This is a genomic window from Nocardia sp. NPDC004415, from assembly GCF_053602435.1.
Window position 1 is genome coordinate 57,986 of the sequence record NZ_JBSGDP010000014.1, and the last position, 18,373, is coordinate 76,358.

20 protein-coding genes are annotated in these 18,373 nt (G+C 69.9%); 2 read left to right on the forward strand and 18 right to left on the reverse strand.

The annotated features are described in order from the left end of the window. Nucleotides 1-56: 56 nt before the first annotated feature. From coaBC to ACWEMY_RS09615, 5 genes are all read right to left on the reverse strand, one after another. Complete coding sequence (coaBC, locus tag ACWEMY_RS09595; protein ID WP_278264253.1) at nucleotides 57-1,274, reverse strand: bifunctional phosphopantothenoylcysteine decarboxylase/phosphopantothenate--cysteine ligase CoaBC; 1,218 nt, start codon at nucleotides 1,272-1,274, stop codon at nucleotides 57-59. Nucleotides 1,275-1,302: 28 nt separating this feature from the next. Then, nucleotides 1,303-1,581, reverse strand: coding sequence for a DNA-directed RNA polymerase subunit omega (gene rpoZ / locus ACWEMY_RS09600; RefSeq protein ID WP_067493623.1), 279 nt, complete (start codon nucleotides 1,579-1,581; stop codon nucleotides 1,303-1,305). A 28-nt stretch (nucleotides 1,582-1,609) separates the two neighbouring features. Then, on the reverse strand, nucleotides 1,610-2,194 hold the full coding sequence (gene gmk / locus ACWEMY_RS09605; protein ID WP_278264252.1) for a guanylate kinase: 585 nt from the start codon (nucleotides 2,192-2,194) through the stop codon (nucleotides 1,610-1,612). A 5-nt stretch (nucleotides 2,195-2,199) separates the two neighbouring features. Then, complete coding sequence (mihF, locus tag ACWEMY_RS09610) at nucleotides 2,200-2,520, reverse strand: integration host factor, actinobacterial type (protein WP_030203531.1); 321 nt, start codon at nucleotides 2,518-2,520, stop codon at nucleotides 2,200-2,202. 348 nt (nucleotides 2,521-2,868) lie between these two features. Further along, nucleotides 2,869-3,207 (reverse strand): hypothetical protein, encoded by a 339-nt coding sequence (locus tag ACWEMY_RS09615; RefSeq protein ID WP_452389631.1) that lies wholly within the window; start codon nucleotides 3,205-3,207, stop codon nucleotides 2,869-2,871. A 62-nt stretch (nucleotides 3,208-3,269) separates the two neighbouring features. Here ACWEMY_RS09615 and ACWEMY_RS09620 point away from each other — a divergent pair, with 62 nt between their 5' ends. Then, nucleotides 3,270-3,590 carry a DUF6463 family protein gene (locus ACWEMY_RS09620; protein WP_452389632.1) on the forward strand — a complete coding sequence of 107 codons (321 nt, stop codon included), beginning with the start codon at nucleotides 3,270-3,272 and terminating at the stop codon, nucleotides 3,588-3,590. Between the two features lie 6 nt (nucleotides 3,591-3,596). On the opposite strand, the gene ACWEMY_RS09625 is transcribed toward ACWEMY_RS09620, so the two are convergent. The 3 genes from ACWEMY_RS09625 to ACWEMY_RS09635 are packed head-to-tail and all read right to left on the reverse strand — an operon-like array spanning nucleotide 3,597 to nucleotide 6,012. Further along, a complete protein-coding gene (locus ACWEMY_RS09625) occupies nucleotides 3,597-4,244 on the reverse strand; it encodes a response regulator transcription factor (RefSeq protein ID WP_452389633.1) in 648 nt (215 codons plus the stop codon). Further along, nucleotides 4,235-5,359, reverse strand: coding sequence for a histidine kinase (locus tag ACWEMY_RS09630; protein ID WP_452389634.1), 1,125 nt, complete (start codon nucleotides 5,357-5,359; stop codon nucleotides 4,235-4,237). Before ACWEMY_RS09630 ends, ACWEMY_RS09625 begins: the two co-directional genes overlap by 10 nt. Then, a complete protein-coding gene (locus ACWEMY_RS09635) occupies nucleotides 5,359-6,012 on the reverse strand; it encodes a DedA family protein (protein WP_452389635.1) in 654 nt (217 codons plus the stop codon). Before ACWEMY_RS09635 ends, ACWEMY_RS09630 begins: the two co-directional genes overlap by 1 nt. A 155-nt stretch (nucleotides 6,013-6,167) precedes the next feature. On the opposite strand from ACWEMY_RS09635, the gene ACWEMY_RS09640 reads away from it, so the two are divergent. Then, the gene (locus ACWEMY_RS09640) at nucleotides 6,168-7,271 is read left to right on the forward strand and encodes a serine hydrolase domain-containing protein (RefSeq protein WP_452389636.1); all 1,104 of its coding nucleotides are present in this window, start codon (nucleotides 6,168-6,170) and stop codon (nucleotides 7,269-7,271) included. An 89-nt stretch (nucleotides 7,272-7,360) separates the two neighbouring features. Here ACWEMY_RS09640 and pyrF read toward each other — a convergent pair whose 3' ends face one another. The 10 genes from pyrF to ACWEMY_RS09690 form a co-directional block, all read right to left on the reverse strand. Beyond that, nucleotides 7,361-8,185 carry an orotidine-5'-phosphate decarboxylase gene (pyrF, locus tag ACWEMY_RS09645; RefSeq protein WP_452389637.1) on the reverse strand — a complete coding sequence of 275 codons (825 nt, stop codon included), beginning with the start codon at nucleotides 8,183-8,185 and terminating at the stop codon, nucleotides 7,361-7,363. A 28-nt stretch (nucleotides 8,186-8,213) separates the two neighbouring features. Then, nucleotides 8,214-11,576, reverse strand: a complete 3,363-nt coding sequence (gene carB / locus ACWEMY_RS09650; RefSeq protein WP_452389638.1) for a carbamoyl-phosphate synthase large subunit — start codon at nucleotides 11,574-11,576, stop codon at nucleotides 8,214-8,216. Continuing rightward, nucleotides 11,576-12,691: a glutamine-hydrolyzing carbamoyl-phosphate synthase small subunit gene (carA, locus tag ACWEMY_RS09655; protein ID WP_452389639.1), complete on the reverse strand. Its 1,116-nt coding sequence runs from the start codon at nucleotides 12,689-12,691 to the stop codon at nucleotides 11,576-11,578. Before carA ends, carB begins: the two co-directional genes overlap by 1 nt. After that, nucleotides 12,688-13,194, reverse strand: a complete 507-nt coding sequence (locus tag ACWEMY_RS09660; RefSeq protein WP_452389640.1) for a PH-like domain-containing protein — start codon at nucleotides 13,192-13,194, stop codon at nucleotides 12,688-12,690. The genes carA and ACWEMY_RS09660 overlap by 4 nt, the downstream gene beginning before the upstream one ends. Further along, nucleotides 13,187-14,503, reverse strand: a complete 1,317-nt coding sequence (locus tag ACWEMY_RS09665; RefSeq protein WP_452389641.1) for a dihydroorotase — start codon at nucleotides 14,501-14,503, stop codon at nucleotides 13,187-13,189. The genes ACWEMY_RS09660 and ACWEMY_RS09665 overlap by 8 nt, the downstream gene beginning before the upstream one ends. Beyond that, on the reverse strand, nucleotides 14,500-15,453 hold the full coding sequence (locus ACWEMY_RS09670) for an aspartate carbamoyltransferase catalytic subunit (RefSeq protein WP_452389642.1): 954 nt from the start codon (nucleotides 15,451-15,453) through the stop codon (nucleotides 14,500-14,502). The genes ACWEMY_RS09665 and ACWEMY_RS09670 overlap by 4 nt, the downstream gene beginning before the upstream one ends. After that, the gene (gene pyrR / locus ACWEMY_RS09675) at nucleotides 15,450-16,082 is read right to left on the reverse strand and encodes a bifunctional pyr operon transcriptional regulator/uracil phosphoribosyltransferase PyrR (protein WP_375928751.1); all 633 of its coding nucleotides are present in this window, start codon (nucleotides 16,080-16,082) and stop codon (nucleotides 15,450-15,452) included. Before pyrR ends, ACWEMY_RS09670 begins: the two co-directional genes overlap by 4 nt. A gap of 342 nt (nucleotides 16,083-16,424) precedes the next feature. Continuing rightward, entirely contained in the window at nucleotides 16,425-17,219 is a 795-nt protein-coding gene (locus tag ACWEMY_RS09680; RefSeq protein WP_452389643.1) for a MerR family transcriptional regulator, read from the reverse strand. A gap of 29 nt (nucleotides 17,220-17,248) precedes the next feature. Beyond that, nucleotides 17,249-17,746: a VOC family protein gene (locus tag ACWEMY_RS09685; RefSeq protein WP_452389644.1), complete on the reverse strand. Its 498-nt coding sequence runs from the start codon at nucleotides 17,744-17,746 to the stop codon at nucleotides 17,249-17,251. Nucleotides 17,747-17,827: 81 nt separating this feature from the next. Next, a complete protein-coding gene (locus ACWEMY_RS09690; RefSeq protein ID WP_452389645.1) occupies nucleotides 17,828-18,313 on the reverse strand; it encodes a carboxymuconolactone decarboxylase family protein in 486 nt (161 codons plus the stop codon). Nucleotides 18,314-18,373 lie beyond the last annotated feature (60 nt).

Consider the following 18,373-nt stretch of genomic DNA (forward strand, 5'->3'; position numbering starts at 1 on the left):
GCGCGACCTTCGTTGGCGCGCAACGGTTTTCGTGTGAAATCGATGGATACGCCCGGTCAGCGCAGCAGCGGGACGAGCGCGTCGAGCACCCGGCTGGCCAGCAGCGCCTTCGATCCGTGATCGAGGGCCTGTTCGGTGCCGTCGGCGCCGAGCAGCCAGCCGTCGTTGGTGTCGACCTCGAACGCCTTGCCCTCACCGACCGCGTTGACCACGAGCAGATCGCAGCCCTTGCGGGCCAGCTTGGCGCGCGCGTGGGTGAGCACGTCACCGTTGTCGTCGCCGGTCTCGGCGGCGAAACCGACGATCGCGGTCCCGGCCAGCTTGCCCTCGGTGCGCGCGTCGACCAGTCCGGCGAGGATGTCCTCGTTCTTGGTCAGCGGGATCACGTCGGGTTCGTCGGCGCCCTTCTTGATCTTGGCGGCGGCGACGTGGGTGGGCCGGAAATCGGCGACGGCGGCGGCCATGATGACCGCGTCGGCGCCGAGCGCGTGCTTGTCGACCGCGATCTTCAGCTGGTCGGCGGTGGTGATGTGGACCAGATCGACCGCGGCGGGCGGCGCGAGCTCGATGGTGTTGCCCGCGATCAGCGTCACCTGGGCGCCACGCTGGGCGGCCACCCTGGCCAGGGCGTAGCCCTGCTTACCGGAGCTGCGGTTGCCGAGGAAGCGCACCGGGTCGAGGGGTTCTCTCGTCCCTCCGGCGGTGATCACCACCCGGCGGCCGGTCAGGTCGCGGGGCAGCGCGTCGGCGCGTTCGAGCAGCAGCGAGGCGAGGCCGAAGATCTCCTCGGGCTCCGGCAGCCGTCCCGGACCCGTATCGGTGCCGGTGAGCCGGCCCGACGCGGGTTCCATGACATTGGCGCCGTGCGCGCGCAGGGTCGCGACATTGGCCACCGTCGCCGGATGCTCCCACATCTCGGTGTGCATCGCGGGCGCGAACAACACCGGACATCGGGCCGTCAGCAACGTGGCGGTGAGTAGGTCGTCGGCGCGGCCCTGGGCCGCGCGGGCCATCAGATCCGCGGTGGCGGGAGCGATGACGACGAGGTCGGCCTCCTGGCCGATGCGGACATGCGGCACCTCGGGCACGTCGGCGAACACGCCGGTGTGCACCGGCTGACCGGACAGTGCCTCGAAGGTCGCCTTACCGACGAACTGCAGGGCCGACTCGGTGGGGATGACCCGCACCTGGTGGCCGGTCTCGGTGAACCGGCGAACGAGGGCACACGCCTTGTACGCGGCGATGCCCCCGCCGACCCCGACGACGATCCGCATGGTCTCTACGCCTCCGGAAAAGAGATTGTCACTCGCCCTCGGTGTGCTCGAGCAGGTCGGAGTGGATTTCGCGCATGGCGACCGACAGCGGCTTCTCCTGCAGGCCGGGCTCGACCAGCGGGCCGACGTACTCGAGGATGCCGTCGCCGAGCTGGTTGTAGTAGTCGTTGATCTGACGCGCGCGCTTGGCCGCGTAGATCACCAGGGCGTACTTGGACGAGGTGCGCTCGAGCAGTTCGTCGATCGGCGGGTTGGTGAGGCCGATCGGGGTGTCGTACGCGGGCGCTGCGGTGATGTCCGTGCTCACTAGGGGAGGCTCCTGGGTGGTTAGTGGGTCAAGAACTCGAATTTGTGCTAACGAATAACGATACCAACTGCTCGCAGGCCGTCGTCACCTCGGCGTTCACGATCACCGTGTCGAACTCGTCACAGGCCGCCAATTCGACCCGGGCGGTCTCGAGCCTGCGCTCGATCACCTCGGGGGTCTCGGTGCCGCGCGAGCGCAGCCGCGCGACCAGTTCGTCCCAGCTCGGCGGGGCGAGGAACACCAGCAGGGCCTCGGGCATCGCCCGACGCACCGACCGGGCGCCCTCCAGATCGACTTCGAGCAGGACGTGATGTCCGGCCGCCAGTGCTTCCCGCACCGGGGCCGCGGGGGTGCCCGAACGCTGCAACCCCCCGTGGATGTCTGCCCATTCGAGCAGTTCGTCCGCCTCGATCATGGCGTCGAACTCGGCTCGGGACACGAAGCGGTAGTCGCGGCCGTCGACTTCCCCGGGCCGGGGGGCCCGGGTCGTCGCCGACACACTGAAGACCAGTTCGGGCAGGCGTTCCCGCACGCACCGCACGACCGTGGACTTACCCACGGCCGAGGGGCCGACCAGTACGACCAGTCGACCCTTCCGCGTGTGTTCGACCACCTGGATCAGGAGTCGAAGTCGAAGCGAGCCAGCAGCGCCTTGCGCTGACGGTCGCCCAGGCCACGGAGACGCCGGGTGGGGGCGATCTCCAGCTCGGTCATGATCTCGGCAGCCTTGACCTTGCCCACCTTCGGCAGAGCCTCGAGCAGCGCCGACACCTTCATCTTGCCGAGAATCTCATCGGACTCGGCATCGGTGAGGACCTGCTTCAGGTTGGTGCCACCACGCTTCAGGCGCTCCTTGAGCTCTGCCCGAGCGCGGCGAGCGGCAGCCGCCTTCTCCAGAGCAGCGGCGCGCTGCTCGTCAGTCAGCTGGGGAAGGGCCACGGGTTCCTCCGTCTCATCGTTCATTGCTAGATCTACCGCCGGTTACCCGAACGGTCTGTGCGACCGTACCCACGGTGCGCGCCGATTGCGAACCCGACCCCCAGGTCAGGGCAGGAATACGGATGCCGTATGGGACGCGCGGACCAGATGCGGTGACACCGGATTCCACTGCCCCGATCCTACCGACCGATCGGCAAAACAGGCATCTACCTGCGGTGATACCGAATTGGGCGATGTTAGCCACTGGATAGCGACCCAGGGTGTCGGCCCCCCGGCAAACTCGGCACCGCGCGACCAGGGGGTTTCCCGAAAATCCCCGCGTGTCGCGCGATTTCGTACCGCGTGTCGTCACGATCGGGAACGAAAGCGGTCCAGAACCGCGCCCGAGGCGGTGACGGTGACCTCGTCGATCCAGGCCGGAATCGGGGCGGCCCTGGCGATGTAGTCGCGCACCAGGCCGTACGGAATCGCCTTCACCGCGGCCTCGGCCACGGCGATCGACCGCGCGTCGGCGGTCCCGAATTCGACGCCTACCGCGGTGAACAGGGCGGCCTGCATGCCGTCGTTCACCGTCGCGATCGCGGCGCGCAGCTCGTCGGGACCGACCTCGAGCAGTTCGTCGTGATGGAACATCTTCATCGCCCTGGCCTCGGTCGGATGCTCGCGGCAGTAGCGCGGCAGGAACACCGCGGCGGCGAGCAGCGGCGCGGGCCCGGTGAGCGCGGTGACGAAGCCCTCGTGGAAACGTAGTGGCAGGGTTTATGGTGTTCATCGCCACCGTGCACACGATCATGGGCGTGGTCCTGCTCGCGGCGAGTGATCAGGACACCGAGCTGTCGTTCTGGTTCACCGCGTTCGGAGTGGTCGGGATCGGTCTGGGGCTGGCGATGATCGAACTGGAACGCGCCCGCGGGTTCGTGCCGGGGCCGGTCCTGGTCGTGCTCGCCGTGACCGTCGTCTTCGGTCTCGTCTTCGAACCGGTGTCCGGTTTCGTCACGCTGCTGGTTCCGCTCGGCTTCGGCGCGCTCGGTTGGTGGCGAGCGCGGAATCGGCAGGCGACGGCGGCCTGAGCGACCTCACACACCCGCCCGCAGGTGCTGCAGGATCGCGAGCACACGGCGGTTGTGCGCCTCGCCGACCGGCAGGTCCAGCTTGGTGAAGATGGCGTTGATGTACTTCTCGACGGCACTGCGGGTGACGAACAGCTGGGCGCAGATGGCGGCGTTGCTCAGTCCCTGCGCCATGAGTTCGAGCACTTGACGTTCGCGCTCGGTCAGCCGGTGCAGTGGAGAATCGGCGCGATTGCGCAGCAGGAGCTGGCGCACCACCTCCGGGTCGAAGGCGGTGCCGCCGGTGCCGACGCGCTCGACCGCGTCGAGAAAGGCACCGATCGCGGCGACGCGGTCCTTGAGCAGGTAGCCGATCCCGCCGGTGCCGGTCAGGAATTCCGCAGCGTGCCTGCGCTCGACGTACTGCGACAGCACCAGCACGGCGATGCCGGGCTGTTCGCGGCGGATCTCGAGCGCGGCCCTGATCCCCTCGTCGACATGGTCGGGCGGCATCCGGACATCGGCGATGACGAGGTCGGGCGGCCGCACCCGGACCGCGGCGAGCAGTTCGACGGCGGTGCCGACGGAGTCGACGATCTCGTGCCCCTCGGCGGTGAGCAGCTGGGCCAGGCTCTCGCGCAGCAGCGCCGAGTCCTCGGCCAGGGTTATCCGCACGGAACCTCCACGGTGATGATCGTCGGACCGCCCGGCGGGCTGTCCACCGCCATCGTGCCGTCCAGCGCGGTGACGCGGGTGGCGATGCCGGTGAGCCCGTGTCCGGCCGGGTCGGCGCCGCCACGGCCGTCGTCGGTGACGCGCAGCCGCACCAGTGGTCCATCACGAGCGACCTCGACCGCGATCGCGGTGGCGCCGGAGTGCTTGATGGCGTTGGTGATCGCCTCGCTGGCGGTGAAGTAGCAGGTCGATTCGACCGGACGGGGTGCGCGGTCGTCGAGGGCGTAGTCGAGACGGGTGGACACCGGGGTCCGGTCGGCGAGTGCTTCTAGCGCTGCGAGCAGGCCGTCGCGGGCGAGCATGGCCGGATAGATGCGCCAGGACACCTCGCGCAGTTCGTCGAGGATGTGCCCGGTCTCGGTGATCGCGCGGCGATGCAGGTCGGCGCGGCGGTCCGGGTCGGCTTCGCGCTCGACCCGGCCGAGCAGAATCGACAGGGCGACCACCCGCTGCTGAACACCGTCGTGCAGGTCGCGTTCGATGCGGCGGCGTTCGTCGTCGATCACCTCGACCACCTCCGCGCGCGTGGTGGTGAGCTGGGCGACCCGCTGCGCCAGTTCCTCCGGTCCCGGTCGCGTGCTCCGCCGGAGGCACCAGGCGTCGGCGCGCACCACCCCGAGCAAGCCGTGGACGGCCAGGAAGCACAGCACCGCGCCCGGCAGCGCCAGGGCCACGACGGTCCCCCAGCTGACCTGCCCCGGTTCGGTCGCGTCGACGATCGGCACCGCCGCGCCGGTCGTCGCGCCGTAGACCAGGGCCACCGCCACCACGACACCGAGCCCGGACAAGGCCAGGACCAGCGCCGCGAGCACCCCGACGAGCGCGCGGGCCGCCAGATAGCCCGCCGCGCGCGGACCGTGCGGCGCGCCGGTGTCGCGCACGCCGAGCAGCCCGGTGAGCCGCCGCCGTTCGAGATCGGCGATCCGGTCGGTCGGTCCGATCGCGAACGGGGCGAGCAGGACACCGAGCAAGTCCAGCGGCACGGTGACCACACCGAGCAGGTAGCCGACGACGGCCCGCGGTGCGGTTCGGCGCGGCGACGGTCCGGGGCTCATCATCCGATTCTCGCTCGTCGCTCACCGCGCAGCTGACGCAGCCGCAGCACGAGCCACACCGTGACGCCGGCCAGTACGCCGACGATCACGAGTTTTTGCAGTACACCCGCGTAGTCCTCGACGCGGTGCCAGTTCTCGCCGAGGAAGTAGCCGGCGAGCACGAACACTGTGTTCCAGAGCAGACTGCCCGCGGTGGTGAGCAGGGTGAATCGGCCCAGTGGCATGCGTTCGACACCGGCCGGAATGGAGATGAGGCTGCGGAAGATCGGGATCATCCGGCCGAAGAAGACCGCCTTGTCGCCGTGGCGGGCGAACCAAGCCTCGGTGCGGTCCAGGTCGGACAGGCGCACCAGCGGCAGCCGGTCGACGATGCGGCGCAGTCGGTCCCGGCCGAGCGCGACGCCGAAGCCGTAGAGCGCCAGCGCGCCGACGACCGAGCCCAGGGTGGTCCACAGCAGGACCTCGGCCAGGCTGAACCGGCCGCGGCTGGCGGTGAATCCAGCCAGCGGCAGGATCACCTCGCTGGGCAGTGGTGGAAAGAGGTTCTCCAGTGCGATGGCGATGCCCGCGCCGAGGCCGCCGAGTCGTTCCATCAGCTCGACCGCCCAGCCCGCGATGCCGGTGAGTTCGGTCGAATTCGCTGTCGTATCCATGGTTTCGACGCTAGGAATCCGGGCGCCGAGGATCGGTAGCGTCAGCCACCCGGGCGGTGCCGGGTCACCGCAGTGTCGGGGTGGGGTTTTCCGCACCCCGGTCGCGGGGCGTGCATCCCCGTGGGCAGCGGGAGGGGCGCCTAGCGTCGAAATGCATGCGACAGAAGATGTTTCGGTTCACCGTGGTGGTCACAGGGACCGTGCTGGTTGCCGTCCTGGTGGCCGCCACCGTCCTCGTGACGGCACGATGGCAGGTGGTGGGCGGTGTGGTCGAGGCGTCCGCGCGATGGGCGGACGCCGACGTCGTGCTGCGGGTCTCCGACGGGGAGCGGCACCGCGACTGGTACCACGGCGCGGGCGCGGCCGAGCAGGCGTCCGCGCCGGGCCCGCTGAGCCGGTTCCGGATCGGCAGTGTCACCAAGACCTTCGTCGCCACGGTGGTGCTGCAGTTGGTGGACGAGGGCAGGATCACCCTCGACGCCCCCATCGCGGCGCAGTTGCCCGACGCGATCCCCGGCGGTGATCGAATGACGGTGCGACAGCTGATGAATCACACCAGCGGGCTCTACGACTACATGAAGGAGCCCGGCCTGTCGACGAACCGGTGGCGCGGCGCCGACCGATTCGCCCACCACGAGCCCCGCGATCTGCTCGCCGCCGCGGTGAGTCACGCGCCGTACTTCGCACCGGGCGAGCGCTTCCGCTACTCGAACACCAACTACATCGTGCTCGGCCTGCTGATCGAGCACGTGACGGGGCAGCGATACAGCGACGAGATCCGCGAGAGAATCCTCACCCCACTCCGGCTGACCGCGACGTCGGTTCCCGGCGACGATCCGCGCGTCCCGACGCCCGCACTCACCGCGCACCGCGACATCGACGGCGTGGGCCGGGTGGAGGTGACCGAGATGAATCCCTCGCTGGACTGGGCGGCGGGCGAGATGATCTCCACGATCACCGATCTCGACGCCTTCTTCGCCGCGCTCCTGGGTGGGCGGCTGACCAGCCCATCGTCCCTCGCACAGATGCAGCAAACGGTGCCGATGGGAATGGGCTTCCACTACGGCCTCGGCCTGCAACGCTTCGACCCGCCGTGCGGCGCCGAACTGTGGGGGCACGGCGGTGAGCTGCTCGGCTACGTGACCTCCGCGTTCCGGTCCACCGACGGTCGTGCGCTGACCATGGTCGTCGGCTCGGCAGCCTCGTCGGATGCACTCACCCTGTTCGCCACAGCGACCGCGACCTTTTGTCTCGCCTGAAAGGTGCCGACAGCCCAGGCCCGCCGAGCACCGGCGCGACAGACAACGAGGCCGGGGAAGCGTCTCGCTCCCCCGGCCTCGTCTCGGTGTCAGTTCTGCAGGAAGGCGAATTCCTCCTGCAGCTGAGCCATCTTGTCGCACAGCGCCGTCACCGACGGGCCGACGCCGAGGAGCTCGCGCGACACCGCGGGAATGGCGGCCGCGTAGTTGGCCTCGGAGACCAGGGCGCGGATCGAGTCCGCTCCCCCACCCTGCGCGCCGACACCCGGCATCAGGATGGGGCCGTTGAGCGCCGACAGGTCCGGTGCCTCGGTGAGGGTGGCGCCGACGACCACGCCGACCGAACCGAAGCCGGGCCCGGCATTGCGGGCCGCGGCCTCGTCGACCATCGTCTGCGCGATGGTGCGGCCGTCCGGCGCGGTGATCCGTTGCAGTTGCGCCCCTTCGGGATTCGAGGTCGCCGAGAGGACGAACACGCCGCGGTGGTTGGCCTGGGCCAGGCTCAGGGCCGGGTCGAGGGAACCGAAACCGAGGTAGGGCGAGACCGTCACCGCGTCCGAACCCAACGGCCCGTCACCGAGCCAGGCCTGGGCGTAGGCGTCCATGGTGGAGCCGATGTCGCCGCGCTTGGCGTCGGCCAGCACCAGGGTGCCCGAGGCGCGCAGCACCGAGATGGCGCGTTCCAGGACCGCGATGCCGCCGGAACCGTAGGGCTCGAAGAACGCGACCTGCGGCTTGACCAGGGCGACGCGGCCATCGAAGGCCTCGACGCAGATCTCGGCGAACGCCTCGAGCCCGTCGACATCCTCGGACAGGCCCCAGGCGCGCAGCAGACCCGGATGCGGATCGATGCCGACACAGACCGGACCGAACTGCCGCATGGCGTGCTGCAACCGGCTGCCGAATGTCTTCATCGATCCCGCTCCTTCGTCTTCGTGCCGATCAGCCACGCAGCACCGAGTGCAGTTCCTGCAGCGAGCGCACGCCGATACCGCCGTTGATGCTCGCCTCGATGCCCTGCACGGCCGCGGCCGCGCCCTGCACGGTGGTGATGCACGGGATGTTCGCGCCCACCGCGGCGGTGCGGATCTCGTAGCCGTCCACGCGGGGGCCCGAGTTGCCGTAGGGGGTGTTGAACACGATGTCGATCTCGCCGTCGCGGATCTGCTCGACGATCGAGGCCAGCGGGGTGCCGGTCTCGGGGTCGACGGTGTCCGGGTCGGAGTGCTTGCGCACCTGCTCGCACGGAATGCCGTTGCGGCGCAGGGTTTCCGCGGTGCCCTCGGTGGCGAGGATGCGGAAGCCCAGGTCGTGCAGGCGCTTGATCGGGAACACCATGGCACGCTTGTCGCGGTTGGCGATCGAGACGAACACCGTGCCCTCGGTGGGCAGCGAGCCGTAGGCAGCGGCCTGGCTCTTGGCGAAGGCGGTGCCGAAGTCGGCGTCGATGCCCATGACCTCGCCGGTGGACTTCATCTCCGGCGACAGCAGCGAGTCCACGCCGGAGCCGTCGGCGCGACGGAACCGGTGGAAGGGCAGCACGGCTTCCTTCACCGCGACCGGCGCGTCGAGCGGCACGTGGCCGCCGTCGCCCTCGGGCGGCAGCATGCCTTCCTTGCGCAGGTCGGCGATGGTGGCGCCGAGCATGACACGCGCGCAGGCCTTGGCCAGCGGCACCGCGGTGGCCTTGGAGACGAACGGAACCGTCCGGCTCGCCCGGGGATTGGCCTCGAGCACGTAGAGCACGTCGTCCTTGAGGGCGTACTGCACGTTGAGCAGGCCCTTGACGCCGATGCCCTTGGCCAGCGCGATGGTGGAGCGGCGCACGGCCTCGATATCGCTGCGGCCCAGGGTGATCGGGGGCAGCGCGCAGGCGGAGTCACCGGAGTGGATGCCGGCTTCCTCGATGTGCTCCATCACGCCGCCGAGGTAGACCTCCTCGCCGTCGCACAGGGCGTCGACGTCGATCTCGATGGCGTCTTCCAGGAAGCGGTCGACCAGCACCGGGTGCTCGGGGTTGAGTTCGGTGGCGCGGGAGATGTAGCCCTCGAGGGACTTCTCGTCGTAGACGATCTCCATGCCGCGACCGCCCAGCACGTAGGACGGGCGCACCAGCACCGGGTAGCCGATCTCGGCGGCGATCTTCTTGGCCTGCTCGACCGTGGTGGCGGTGCCGTACTTGGGCGCGGGCAGTCCGGCCGCGACGAGCACGTCACCGAATTCGCCGCGGTCCTCGGCCAGGTCGATGGCGGCCGCGGAGGTGCCGACCACGGGCACGCCCGCGTCGGTGAGCCGCTGCGCCAGGCTCAGCGGGGTCTGGCCGCCGAGCTGCACGATGACACCGGCGACGGTGCCCGACTCGGCTTCGGCGTGGTACACCTCGAGCACGTCCTCGAAGGTGAGCGGCTCGAAGTAGAGGCGATCGGCGGTGTCGTAGTCGGTGGAGACGGTCTCGGGGTTGCAGTTGACCATGACGGTCTCGTAGCCCGCGGCCGACAGCGTCTGCGCGGCGTGCACACACGAGTAGTCGAACTCGATGCCCTGGCCGATGCGGTTGGGACCCGAGCCCAGGATGATCACCTTGTCGCGCTCACGCTGCGGCGCGACCTCGGACTCGGCGCCGGGATCGAGCTCGTAGGCGCTGTAGTGGTACGGCGTCTTGGCCTCGAACTCGGCGGCGCAGGTGTCGACGGTCTTGTAGACCGGGCGCACCCCGAGCCGGTGCCGCAGGGCACGCACGCCGGACTCACCGGCCAGCTCGGGCCGCAGGGCGGCGAGCTGACGGTCGGACAGGCCGTAGTGCTTGGCGCGGCGCAGCAGTTCCTCGTCGAGGACCGGGGCGTCCAGGATCTCCTGGCGCAGCTCGACCAGCCCGGCGACCTCGGCGACGAACCACGGGTCGACGCCGGAGGCCAACGCGGTCTCCTCGATGCTCGCGCCATAGCGCAGCGCGCGCTCGACCTGGTAGATGCGGCCTTCGGTGGGCACGCGCAGGTCGGCGAGGATGGCCTCGATGGCCGCGCGCACCGACGCCGGGTCGCTGGGATCCTTCGGCGACCACTGCCCGTCGTCGAGGGTCCAGAAGCTGGTGGCCTTGGTCTCGAGCGAGCGCAGCACCTTGCCCAGGGCCTCGGTGAAGTTGCGGCCCATCGACATGGCCTCGCCCACCGACTTCATGGTGGTGGTGAGGGTGTCGTCGGCGCCGGGGAACTTCTCGAAGGCGAAGCGCGGGGCCTTGACCACGACGTAGTCCAGGGTCGGCTCGAAGCAGGCCGGGGTCTCGCCGGTGATGTCGTTGACGATCTCGTCGAGGGTGTAGCCGATGGCCAGCTTGGCGGCGATCTTGGCGATCGGGAAGCCGGTGGCCTTGGACGCCAGCGCCGAGGAACGCGAGACGCGGGGGTTCATCTCGATGACGATCAGGCGACCGTCGGCGGGGTCCACCGCGAACTGGATGTTGCAGCCGCCGGTGTCGACGCCGACCTCGCGCAGGATGGCGATGCCCAGATCGCGCATCTTCTGGTATTCGCGGTCGGTGAGGGTCATGGCCGGGGCCACGGTCATCGAGTCGCCGGTGTGCACGCCCATCGGGTCGACGTTCTCGATGGAGCAGACGATGACCACGTTGTCGCGGCCGTCGCGCATGAGCTCGAGCTCGTATTCCTTCCAGCCGAGGATGGACTCCTCGATCAGGACGTTCGCGGTCGGCGAGGCGGCCAGGCCGCCACCGGCGATGCGGTCGAGGTCCTCGTCGTTGTAGGCCATGCCGGAGCCGAGGCCACCCATGGTGAACGACGGGCGCACGACCACGGGGAAACCGAGCTCGGCGACGGTCTCGCGGACCTCGGCCATGGTGTAACAGACCTTGGAGCGCGCGGACTCGCCGCCGACCTTGGCGACGATGTCCTTGAACTTCTGGCGGTCCTCACCGCGCTGGATGGCGTCGAAGTCGGCGCCGATCAGCTCGACGTTGTACTTCTCCAGCACCCCGCGCTCGTGCAGCGCGACCGCGGTGTTGAGCGCGGTCTGCCCGCCGAGGGTGGCCAGGATGGCGTCGGGACGCTCCTTGTCGATGACCTTCTCGACGAACTCCGGGGTGATCGGCTCGACGTAGGTGGAGTCGGCGAACTCGGGGTCGGTCATGATGGTCGCCGGGTTGGAGTTCACCAGCGATACGCGCAGTCCCTCGGACCGCAGCACCCGGCACGCCTGGGTGCCGGAGTAGTCGAATTCGCACGCCTGGCCGATGACGATCGGGCCAGAGCCGATCACCAGGATGTGCTTCAGATCCTCGCGGCGAGGCATCAGGCTCCTTCCATGAGACCGGCGAAACGGTCGAACAGGTATGCGGCGTCGTGCGGGCCTGCGGCGGCCTCGGGGTGGTACTGCACCGAGAAGGCGCGACCGTCGATCAGTCGCACACCCTCGACGGTGCCGTCGTTGGCGCAGATGTGGGAGACCTCGGCCTTGCCGAAGGGGGTGTCGAACACCTCGCCCTTCTCGCCCTCGAGGGCGAAGCCGTGGTTCTGGGCGGTGATGGAGATGCGGCCGGTGCCCTCTTCGACGACCGGGATGTTGATGCCGCGGTGGCCGAACTTCATCTTGTAGGTATTACGGCCCAGCGCGCGACCCAGGATCTGGTTGCCGAAGCAGATGCCGAACAGCGGGATGCCGCGTTCCAGGACACCCTGGGTCAGCGCGACGGCGCCGGTCTGGGTGGCCGGGTCACCGGGGCCGTTGGACAGGAACACGCCGTTGGGGTTCAGCGCGAGGATGTCGTCGAGGGAGGTGTTCGACGGCACCACGTGGGTGCGCACGCCACGCTCGGCGAACATGCGCGGGGTGTTGGTCTTGATGCCCAGGTCGACCGCGACGACGGTGAAGCGGTGCTCGCCCACCGGTTCGATCGTGTACATGCCGTCGGTGCTGACCTCTTCGGCCAGGTCGGCGCCGAGCATCGAGGCCTGGCCGTTGACCCGGGCCAGCAGCTCCTCGTCACCGGCCAGGGCGGCACCGGAGAAGATGCCCGCCTTCATCGAACCGCGGGTGCGCAGATGGCGCACCACCGCGCGGGTGTCGATGCCTGCGATACCGACCACGTTCTGGCGGTCGAGCTCGTCCTGCAGGGTGCCGTTGGCACGCCAGTTGGAGGACACGCGCGAGGGGTCGCGCACGGCGTAGCCGGCGACCCAGATCTTGGCGGACTCGTCGTCCTCGTCGTTCCAGCCCGTGTTGCCGATCTGCGGGGCCGTGGCCACCACGATCTGGCGGTCGTAGCTGGGGTCGGTCAGGGTTTCCTGGTAGCCGGTCATCGCCGTGCAGAACACGGCCTCACCGAGCGTCTGCCCCTCGGCGCCGAAGGCGGTACCGCGGAACACGCGGCCGTCCTCCAGCACCAGAGCCGCTTTGGTCTTGCTCATTCATCGTCTCCCGTCGTCACCCTGGTCGCATCCGCGGTCCATGCCGGGTACACCGTCTTGTCGTCGCCGCGGAAACCGGTATCGATCTCGGTTCCGCTCGGCAGTGTCCAGCGAATCACCAGCACACCGTTGTTCGTCATCACCTTGCCCGCGTGGCCGCGCTCGGTGCGCACGGCCGTCACCGATTCCTGCGGAATCCAGATCGGCGTGGCCCCGTCGCGCTCGAGCAGGATGCCGCGCTCGAACCGCGTCAGTTCGGCGGTCGCCCGGAAGCCCAGGTCACCGACCGCGATCCGGTCCTGCCAGCTGGGCGCGATGGTGCTGCCCAGGTAGAGGCCGGTGGTCGGCTCGAGCAGCTGCGCACCCAGTTCGGCGGGCACCGAGGGCAGTTCGCCGATGCGGTCGCGCTGCCGGGCGGCCTTCTTGTTCCAGGCCCGGTACATCAGCCACAGGCACAGCAGGAACAGGGCAAGGCAGCCCACCACCCACAGAGTTCTATCCACGTTCCTGGCCTCCTCGGATCCCGACCGCCTTGCCCTCGCGGGCAGTCACCCGGCCGCGCAGCACGGTGGCTGACACCTGGGCCGGGAACGTCATGTCCTCGAACGGGGTGTTGTTCGAGATGCTCGCGAGTTCGGCGCCGCGCACCGTCCACTCGGCGTCGGGGTCGATCAGCGTGAGGTTGGCCGGTTCGCCGACGGCGATCGGGCGGCCGTGGTCGTCGAGACCGACGATGGCGGCGGGCTGCTCGCTCATCACCCGGGCGACCCCGCGCCAGTCCAACAGGCCCGGCGTCACCATCGTCTGCACGATGATCGACAGCGCGGTCTCCAGACCGAGCATGCCGGGGCGGGCGGCGGCGAACTCGCAGCACTTGTCCTGCTCGGCGTGCGGGGCGTGGTCGGTGGCGACACAGTCGATGACGCCCTCGGCCAGCGCCTGCCGCAGCGCGGCCACGTCGGCGGACTCGCGCAGCGGCGGGTTCACCTTGTTGACCGCGTCGTAGGTCTCCAGGCGCGAGTCGTCGAGCAGCAGGTGGTGCGGGGTGACCTCGGCGGTGATCGAGATGCCCTGGGACTTGGCCCATTTCACCAGTTCGACGGTGCCCGCGGTGGAGGCGTGGCAGATGTGCACGCGGGCACCGGCGTCGCGGGCCAGCAGCGCGTCGCGTGCCACGATCGACTCCTCGGCGGCGCGCGGCCAGCCGGCCAGGCCCAGGCGGGCGGCATTGGGGCCCTCGTGCGCCACGGCGCCCTCGGTCAGGCGCGGCTCCTCCGCGTGCTGGGCGATGAGCACGCCCAGGGAGTTCGCGTATTCGAGGGCGCGACGCATGATCAGCGGGTCGTAGACGCAGTGGCCGTCGTCGGAGAACATCCGCACCTGGCCGACACCGGCGGCCATGGTGCCCATCTCCGCGAGCTGCTTGCCTTTCAGACCCACGGTGACCGCGCCGACCGGGAACACGTCGACCAGGCCGACCTCCTGGCCGCGGCGCCACACGTGATCGGTGATGACGTGCGAGTCGGCGACCGGGCTGGTGTTGGCCATCGCGAACACCGCGGTGTAGCCGCCCAGTGCCGCGGCGGCGGAACCGGTTTCGATGGTCTCGGTGTCTTCGCGGCCGGGCTCGCGCAGGTGGGTGTGCAGGTCGACGAAGCCGGGCAGCAGGATCTGGCCCGCGCCCTCGACGACCTCGGCGTCCGCGGCGTCGAGGCCGGGGCCGATCTCGGCGATCACGCCGTCGCGCACCAGCACGTCGACCGGCTCGCCCTCGCCGTAGGGGCGGACGTTCTTGATCAGCAGCTCACTCATACCGTTTCCTCCTGGCCGACGAGCAGCCGGAACAACACGGCCATCCGCATGTGCACTCCGTTCGAGACCTGCTGCAGCACCGCCGCCTTCGGCGAATCGGCGACCGCCGAGGCGATCTCCATCCCGCGCAGCATCGGACCGGGGTGCAGCACCACGGCGTCGTCACCGAGCAGGGCCAGCCTGCGCTCGGACAGTCCGTAGTTGATCGAGTATTCGCGCGCCGACGGGAAGAAGCCGCCGTTCATCCGCTCGGCCTGCACGCGCAGCATCATCACCGCGTCGGCGCCGGGCAGCTCCGCGTCCAGCGAGGTGGCGATCCGGCACGGCCAGGACTCCACGCCCACCGGCAACAGGGTGCGCGGGGCGACCAGCACCACCTCGGCGCCGAGGGTGTCGAGCAGCACCACATTCGAGCGGGCGACCCGGCTGTGCAGGATGTCACCGACCAGCACGATCCGCTTGCCCTCGATGTCACCGAGCCGCTGACGCAGGGTCAACGCGTCGAGCAGCGCCTGGGTGGGGTGCTGGTGGGTGCCGTCACCGGCGTTGATGATCGAGGGGGCCGCGCGGTTCTCCTCGCGTGCCCACTGTTCCATCCAGCGCGCGATCTGATGCGCGGCGCCGGAGGCGGGGTGGCGCACGATCAGCGCGTCGGCACCGGCGGCGTGCAGGGTGAGCGCGGTGTCGCGCAGCGATTCGCCCTTGGAGACCGAGGAACTCGACGCGCTCACATTGATCACGTCGGCGCTCATCCACTTGCCCGCGACCTCGAAGGACACGCGGGTGCGGGTGGAGTTCTCGTAGAACACGGTCATCACGGTGCGGCCGCGCAGAGTCGGCAGCTTCTTCACCTCGCGGCCCAGCAGGGCCTGTTCGAAGCGCTCGGCCTCGTCGAGGAGTTCGGTGGCGGCGCCGCGATCGAGATCGGCGACCGTCAACAGATGCTTCACGCCTGGGCCTCCTGATGCAGGTACACACCGTCGTGGCCGTCGTGTTCGCTCAGCAGCACCGAGATGTCCTCGGCGCGCGAGGTGGGCACGTTCTTGCCCACGTAGTCGGCGCGGATCGGTAGTTCGCGGTGTCCGCGGTCGATGAGCACGGCCAGCTGCACGGCGCGGGGGCGGCCGAGGTCGCGCAGGCCGTCGAGGGCCGAGCGGACGGTGCGGCCGGAGAACAGCACGTCGTCGACGAGCACGACCAGCGCGTTCTCGATGCCGCCGTCGGGCACGGAGGTGCGCTCGAGCGGGCGGTGCGGACGGCTGCGCAGGTCGTCGCGGTAGAGGGTGATGTCGAGCGAGCCCAGCGCGGGCCGCACGCCGGAGAATTCCTCGATCCGGTCCGCCAGCCGGTTGGCCAGGGTGGTGCCGCGGGTCGGGATTCCCATGAGAACCACCCGTGGCGCGTCGGCGTCGCCGGAATCCAGGGCGGTCTTCTCGATGATCTGGTGCGCGATGCGCGCGATGGTGCGATGAACATCCGACGGCGACAGCAGTTCGCGGCCGCCTGCCACCCACTCGGGGGTGTGCCGCTGCGATGTTTCGCCCGCGCCGGATCTGGCCGCCCGTTCGGGCACAGCCATGCCGACCTCCTTCCCCGCCTCACCGGACGGTCCGTTAAAGGATGCCTAACTCGCCCGTCAGCTTATCAGCGCCGGGAGGGCACTTTGACCAGGTGATGGCGCCTGTGAGCGCCGCCACCCCGGCCGGTCGGGGGCACGGTCGTGCGGCTGCGGTCACGCCACGTCCCGAAAGCCCTGCGAGCGCGGGAATTTCCGGTCGCCGAGCGCCGGGATGGCGGCTGTGGCACGCCCGAGCGGGTGACCACATTCACGAACAGGGACGGTCTCGACGGCGGGAACGAACACCGGGCGTTGGTGTCCGGCCGACCGCATCCCTTCGCGGTCGACCTTGTTCGCTCGGTGTCATACCCAGGTGGCTGTCGCGGGATCCACGCCGTTGACCTGGGCGTTGGCGGCGATGATGTCGTACAGCCAGGTGGTGAGACCCGAGGCGAGGGAGTCGTAGAACTCGGTGTAGCCGGGGTCGGTGAGGAAGCTGCGGGCGAGGCAGACGTGCATGGCGTGCGTGCAGTCGAAGTAGGGGGTGAGGGAGGCGCGGTGCCGTTCGGCCAGGGCGTTCGCCGCGGAGGTGCCGGGGCGCAGGCCGGAGCGGCAGGCGGTGGCGAGGTCGGCGTGCAGGGTTTCGGTGTCGGCGGTGAGGCGTTCCCACTCGGCGTGGGTTCGGCCCGCGGCGCGTTCGGCGTACTGGGCCCACTGCTCGGTCTCGCCCCAGCGGTAGCGAGCCTGGTCGACCCAGGTGGGCCGCCAGTGCGGGCCGAACAGGGCGAGCTGTTCCTCGTCGGTGAGCGAGATGCCGGACTGTCTGGCCTCGATCATCCGGTCGACGGCGTCGGCCATCCGCTGGAGGCGGTCGATGCGGGTGCCGAGTTGCGCGCGCTGGGCCCGCAGCGCGGCCAGTCCCTCGTCGGCGGTGGCGTCGAGCAGCGCGGCGATCTCGTCGAGCGGCACGCCGAGTTCGCGGTAGACGAGCACGCGCTGGGCCCGGGCCAGGTCGGCGGTGGTGTAGAGGCGGTAGCCGACGGCGGAGCGGTCGGACGGGCAGACCAGGCCGACCGCGTCCCAGTGGTGCAGGGTGCGGGTGGTGACGCCGAGCAGTCCGGCCGCGGCGCCCACCGTGCGGTGATCGGAGACGGGCACGCCGACCAGTCTGCCGTGCCCGGACCCGGTCACAGCGCGTCGATGCCGATCGACCGCAGGTGCGCGGCCGCCGGACCGGCCGGATCGTAGGGACGGGCCGCGGTCATGATCACCCGCGTGTTCTCCGGGGTCCGGACCTCGAGTTCCAGCGAACCCCACAGCATGGATCGCGGGCCCGCCGTGCACCCGGGAACCAGGGCTTCACACGCCGTGGCGATGGTGTCGATCTCGCCGAGCACACAGGAGAAGCTGACCGTCAGTTCGCTGCCTGCCTGCGGTTCTCCCGGTACGAGCAGCACGTCCTGGAATACCCAGCGGCGCAGGTGCGTCACCTGATCGGGGACCGAGAACAGATCGAAGAAGCCCAGGCCGCGCGACCAGAAATCTAGTGAGGCGGCGAGGTCGGGTGTCGGCACGGTGACGAACATCGGCATGCCGTAGATGCCGCGGAAGAGCTCCGGCGCGACGGTGTCGGGCCCCGGCGCGGGGACGGGGCTGATGTCGAAGGCAGGGAAGGTTTCTGTCATGGGGTGATCGTCGCCCCTGACGTCGCGTCAGGGTCAAGGCCGGCGTCGCCGCGGGTCCACGGCGACGCCGCACGCCGGAGATCAGCCGGCGAAGGCCTCGAACATGCCCGGCTCATAGGAGCCGGCGGGCATCCGGACGATGACGTTCATCCGGTTGGCGGCGTTGATCAGGCCGATCAGCGCGATCAGCGCGGCGATCTCGTCGTCGGTGAAGTGCGCGCGCACCGCCGCCCAGGTCTCGTCGGAGACTCCGCGGTGATGGTCGGCGAGGCGGGTCGCCTCCTCGGTGAGCGCCAGCGCGGCCCGCTCGGCGTCGGTGAACACGGTGGTCTCGCGCCAGGCCGCGACCAGATGCAGCCGCTGCGCCGACTCCCCGGCCGCCGTGGCGTCCTTGGTGTGCATGTCGGTGCAGAAGCCACAGCCGTTGATCTGGCTGGCCCGCAGGTTGACCAGTTCCTTCGTGGTCACGGGCAGCGGCGACTGGTCCAGGATCTGCGCGGCCGCGGCGAAGCGCTTGGCGAAGCGGGTGGCGACGGCATTGCCGAACATGTCGAATCGGGCGGTCATGATGTCCTCGTTTCGTGGTGCCGGAAGGGATGACCACAAGACGCCCGCGGCGGTGGGCCC